Origin of the sequence: Streptomyces africanus (genome assembly GCF_002150735.1) — a bacterium.
In the GTDB taxonomy this organism is placed as follows: domain Bacteria; phylum Actinomycetota; class Actinomycetes; order Streptomycetales; family Streptomycetaceae; genus Streptomyces; species Streptomyces africanus.
This window is the reverse complement of sequence record NZ_MUKA01000140.1, coordinates 1-4,873: the sequence shown is the minus strand read 5'-3', so window position 1 is coordinate 4,873 and position 4,873 is coordinate 1. Positions and strand designations below refer to the sequence as shown.

The window sequence follows — 4,873 nt, the reverse complement described above, 5'->3', positions numbered from 1 at the left end:
CGCGGGGTGGAGCAGCTCGGTAGCTCGCTGGGCTCATAACCCAGAGGTCGCAGGTTCAAATCCTGTCCCCGCTACTGAAGGCCGAGGGCCGGAATCCGAAAGGGTTCCGGCCCTCGGTGTTTTCCCTGGGCTCGCCCTTACTCTCGGTGAGTGAATCGCGCCGCTGCGCATCACAACTGACACACCGTCAAAACCCGTGAGTCACTTACGGAGCGGTCAACTCGCCCGTTTTGGGCCGGTCATGGCAGGTTGGTCCGCGCGAAAAAGGTTAATGATCAAGCGGAACCGCTGGAATACGCACCGCGCGTCTATTAACGTTCGATAACGCAGCGCGGTCGTCCCAGCCGTCACAGAAGGCGGCTCCGTGCGCACGCGCCGAATCCCGAAAGGGAACCGGGGAACCACCACTTGGGGTGAATCGAGCGGATGCCGCCGTGGAAGCACGGCCGGTATACGCGCGTAGGAGACCTTCCTGCTCCGAACCCGTCAGCTAACCCGGTAGGCGAGAAGGAAGGAAAGGAGTACGCCCACGTGGCGTCCAACCGGCCTGCCCCCGCGGCCCCGTCCGCGCCGAACCAGCGCGACACCGAAACCTTCGGCTACGGCGGTCACCACACCGACGAGGGCCCGTTCCAGGAATGGAACCCCACCGCGGAGTCCATCCGCCCCATCCGTGGCCGGCATCGCGTCACCAAGCAGCGCGGCGGAGGACTCGCGCGCAGCTCCACCGTCCTGGGCGTCGGCGTCATAGCCGCCGTGGGCGCGGGCGGCATGGCCAGCGCCCAGACCGGCAAGCCGCCGGTGTCGATCTCCGTTCCGGACCTGCCCTCGGTGGGTTCCCTCATCTCGGACGACGACACCCCCGAAGGCTCCGCCACCCCGCTCAGCAGCCTCGGCACAGCCGCCGACGAAACCGAGCAGGGCACCTCCGGCGCCGGTGAGGCACTGCGCGCCCGGATCATGGCGCAGGTCGAGCACCAGCAGGAACAGATCGAGACCAAGGCCGCGCAGGACGCCGCCGAAGCCGCCCAGAAGGCGGCCACGGAGGCCGCCGCCAAGGCCGAGAAGGAAGCCAAGGCCAAGGCCGCCGAAGCCAAGAAGAAGGCGGAGGAGGAGGCCCGGAAGAAGGCCGAGGCCGAGCGGCTCGCCGCCCTCGCCAAGCAGTACACGCTGCCGACCTCCGCGTACACCATCACCTCGACCTTCGGTCAGTCCGGCGCCTACTGGTCCTCCGGCCACCACACCGGCCTCGACTTCGCCGCCCCCACGGGCACGCCCATCAAGGCGGTGCACAGCGGCACCATCACCGAGGCCGGCTGGAACGGGTCGTACGGCTACAAGACGGTCCTGACCCTCGATGACGGCACGGAGATCTGGTACGCGCACCAGTCGTCCATCGGCGTCAGCGTCGGCCAGAAGGTCAGCACGGGCGACGTCATCGGCCGCGTGGGTGCGACCGGCAACGTCACCGGGGCGCATCTGCACCTCGAGGTCCACACCGGCGGGTCCAACAGCGGCATCGACCCGATGGCGTGGCTGCGGGGCAAGGGCCTGAACGTCTGAGCGCCGGCGTTCCGGGTTTCCCGCGGGGAGTTCGTGCAGGGAGCGTGCGGGGGGCGTTTACGGGACTTTTGCTTCCCTTGTGGAATGTGCCTCCCCCGCACGGCCGTTGACACGGAGCATGACTTCTCTTCGCAAGCTCGGCTCCTCCGACCTGGAGGTCTTCCCGCTCGCCCTCGGCGGCAACGTCTTCGGCTGGACCGCCGACGAGGCACAGTCGTTCGCCGTCCTCGACGCGTACACCGCGGCCGGCGGCAACTTCATCGACTCCGCCGACGTCTACTCGGCGTGGGTGGACGGCAACCAGGGCGGCGAGTCCGAGACCGTCCTCGGCAAGTGGCTGACGTCGCGCGGCAACCGCGCGGACGTCGTCGTCGCCACGAAGGTCAGCCAGCACCCCGAGTTCCAGGGCCTGTCCGCCGCCAACATCAAGGCCGCCGCCGACGCCTCCCTGCGGCGCCTCGGCACCGACTACATCGACCTCTACTACACCCACTTCGACAAGCCCGAGGTGCCGGTGGAGGAGATCATCGGCGCGCTCGACGAACTCGTGACGGCCGGGAAGGTGCGGCACATCGCCGCCTCCAACATCTCCGCGGAGCGGCTGCGGGCCTCCCTGGAGTTCTCCGACCGCGAGGGGCTCGCCCGGTATGTGGCCCTCCAGCCGCACTACAACCTGGTCTCCCGCGACACCTACGAGGGCGAGCTCCAGGACCTCGCCGCGCGGACCGGCCTGGCGGCCGTCCCGTACTACGCGCTCGCGTCGGGCTTCCTGACCGGCAAGTACCGGCCCGGTACGACCGTCGACAGCGCGCGGGCGGGCGGTGCCGCCCAGCACCTTCAGACCGAGCGGGGCCGCCGGGTCCTCGACGCCCTCGACGAGATCTCCGCGGCCCACGACGTCCCCGCCGCCACGGTCGCCCTCGCCTGGCTCGCGGCCCAGCCGACCGTGGTGGCGCCGATCGCCTCCGCGCGGACGGTGGAGCAGCTGCCCGCGCTGCTCGGGGTCGGGGAGCTGACGCTGACGGACGCGGAGGTCGGGCGGCTCACGGAGGCTTCGGCCTGAGGGGTTCCTCCTACGACCGGTACGGGTTGTACGCGGGGTAGGCGGGGTACGGCGCCGGTGTCGCCGGACAGCCGTACCCGTACGCCCCGTGCACCGGCCAGGGCGGGGCCGCCACCGGTACCGGAGGGGCCGTGATCCGCGCGGCGTAGTCCAGCGCGGGTCGAGCCGCCTCCCGGCGACGCCACAGTTCGTCCAGCAGTTCCCGTTCCCGTACGACGAAGTCGGCACCGGCGCGGCCGCGGCGCCCCCGGTGCCGCAGGAACGCCAGGGACGTCGCGTACGCCTCGTACCGCGCGACCTCCCGCGCCGCCGCCCGGCCCGCGTGGCGGCGGGCGTACTCGCGGGCGATCCGCCGGGCCCGCATCGAGCCGAGCGCGTACGGCTCGACCGGGGACAGCCACCCGGCCACGGCGTAGGCGGGCAGCTCCGCCCGTACGGTCTTCAGCTCCCGCTGCCGTGTCCAGATCACCAGCCACGTCAGCAGCCCGAAGATGGGCACCATGAACGCCGCGTACACGGCGAAGAACCCGTAGTCGCCGAATGCCGACGAGCCGTTCCACATCGCGTGCATGCCCATCGCGAGCAGCAGCCCGGAGAGCGGGAAGGCGACGCGGCGGACGTGCTGGCGGTCCGCCGCGAGCGCGGAGACGCCGAAGCCGATGCCGGTCAGGACGGTGAAGAGCGGGTGCGCGAACGGCGACATGATGATGCGCACGAAGAAGGTCGCCGCCGTGACGGAGGCGATGCCGGTGCCGCCGGTGAGCTGGTCGGTGCCGAAGGCGGTGCCCAGGTAGAGGATGTTCTCCGTGAACGCGAAGCCGGTGGCGGTGACGCCGGCCGTGACCACTCCGTCGAGGATGCCGGTGAAGTCGCGGCGCCGGAAGAGGAAGACCAGTAACACGGCCGCCGCCTTGGCGATCTCCTCGACCACCGGCGCTATGACGGTCGCGCCGAGCGTGTCCGCGCTGGACGGATCCGCCGTGGCCGTCGCTATCCATCTGGTCGCGAAGCTGTTGGCGACGATCGCTATCAGCGCCGCCGCGCAGGCGCCCCAGGCGAAGCAGAACAGCAGGTTCCGCCAGGGGCCCGGTTCGACCCGGTCCAGCCAGCGGAACGCGGCTATGAGCAGGGGCACCGGGAGCGTGGCCAGCCCCAGCCCGACCAGGAACCCCTCCGTGCCGGTCTCTTCACGGACCAGGGCGAGGATGACGAGGCCGGATATCGCGAGCAGCGTGGTCAGCGCGCCGTAGCGCACCCAGGTGCGCTGCCACCAGTGGGCGTGCCGAAGGGGGCCACCCGTGGGCGCGCCGCCGACGGGTGCGCCGGAGAGGGGCGCGCCGGCGGTGGGGCCGCTGGGATACGACGTGTGTGGGGGGCAGGTGGCCACGGCATTGACCCTAACGACGGATGGGCGCTGTCCGCAGGCGGAGGGATACAGGTAGGGGTGCGCGTGCGGTCAGGCGCCGGCGGGGGGTTGGTCCACGTGCTGTACGCGACGGAAGAGGAGGTCGTTCACGACATGTCCCTTGTCCAGTCCCTGGCCCTCGAAACGGGTCAGGGGACGGAAGTCCGGACGGGGCGCGAAACCACCGGCCGCCTGCGTGTTCTCGAAGGCGGGGTGTGCCGAGAGTACGTCGAGCATCTGTTCGGCGTACGGTTCCCAGTCGGTGGCGCAGTGCACGATCGCGCCGGGCCTGAGGCGGGTGGCGGCCAGGGTCAGGAAGTCGGGCTGGATGAGCCTGCGCTTGTGGTGCCGCTTCTTGGGCCAGGGGTCGGGGAAGTAGACGCGGAGGCCGCCGAGGGAGTCCGGGGCGAGCATCTCGCGGAGGAGGATGATCGCGTCGCCGTTGCCGACCCGGATGTTGGACATGCCGTTCCGGTCGGCGAGATTGAGCAGGTTGCCCTGGCCGGGGGTGTGGACGTCGACGGCGAGGATGTTGGTGGTGGGGTCGGCCGCGGCCATCCGGGCGGTGGCCTCGCCCATGCCGAAGCCGATCTCCAGGACGACGGGGTTGTCGTTGCCGAACAGGTCGGCCAGGTCGAGGGTTCGGCTGCCGTCGATGTCGAGGCCCCACTTGGGCCACAGCCGCTGAAGCGCGTCCGCCTGGCCGGCTGTGACCCGGCTCCGCCGCGGCTGGAAACTCCGGATCCGCCGCTCGAAGTGCGACCCGGCGGGATCGGCCTTCGGCCCATCGGGAAAACGCGGCTCACCCTTGACCCGGCTGTGCCGGACGGAGGCACCGGGGG

At 70.8% G+C, this 4,873-nt stretch carries 4 protein-coding genes, 1 tRNA gene and 1 riboswitch; of the genes, 3 read left to right on the top strand and 2 right to left on the bottom strand.

The window, feature by feature from the left end:
• The 3 genes from CCL05_RS18845 to CCL05_RS18835 all read left to right on the top strand — a co-directional run bounded on the left by CCL05_RS18845 (nucleotide 1) and on the right by CCL05_RS18835 (nucleotide 2,626).
• A tRNA-Met gene (locus CCL05_RS18845) sits at nucleotides 1–74 on the top strand.
• Nucleotides 75–363: 289 nt separating this feature from the next.
• Nucleotides 364–520, top strand: a riboswitch (cyclic di-AMP (ydaO/yuaA leader).
• A gap of 11 nt (nucleotides 521–531) precedes the next feature.
• Nucleotides 532–1,563: a M23 family metallopeptidase gene (locus tag CCL05_RS18840; protein ID WP_086561664.1), complete on the top strand. Its 1,032-nt coding sequence runs from the start codon at nucleotides 532–534 to the stop codon at nucleotides 1,561–1,563.
• A 118-nt stretch (nucleotides 1,564–1,681) separates the two neighbouring features.
• Nucleotides 1,682–2,626 (top strand): aldo/keto reductase, encoded by a 945-nt coding sequence (locus tag CCL05_RS18835; RefSeq protein WP_086561663.1) that lies wholly within the window; start codon nucleotides 1,682–1,684, stop codon nucleotides 2,624–2,626.
• Nucleotides 2,627–2,636: 10 nt separating this feature from the next.
• Here CCL05_RS18835 and CCL05_RS18830 read toward each other — a convergent pair whose 3' ends face one another.
• Together CCL05_RS18830 and trmB are read right to left on the bottom strand one after the other, a co-directional pair.
• Nucleotides 2,637–4,013: a PrsW family intramembrane metalloprotease gene (locus CCL05_RS18830; protein ID WP_086561662.1), complete on the bottom strand. Its 1,377-nt coding sequence runs from the start codon at nucleotides 4,011–4,013 to the stop codon at nucleotides 2,637–2,639.
• Between the two features lie 69 nt (nucleotides 4,014–4,082).
• Nucleotides 4,083–4,873: tRNA (guanosine(46)-N7)-methyltransferase TrmB (gene trmB, locus CCL05_RS18825; protein WP_086561661.1), on the bottom strand; the 791-nt coding region annotated here is incomplete at its 5' end.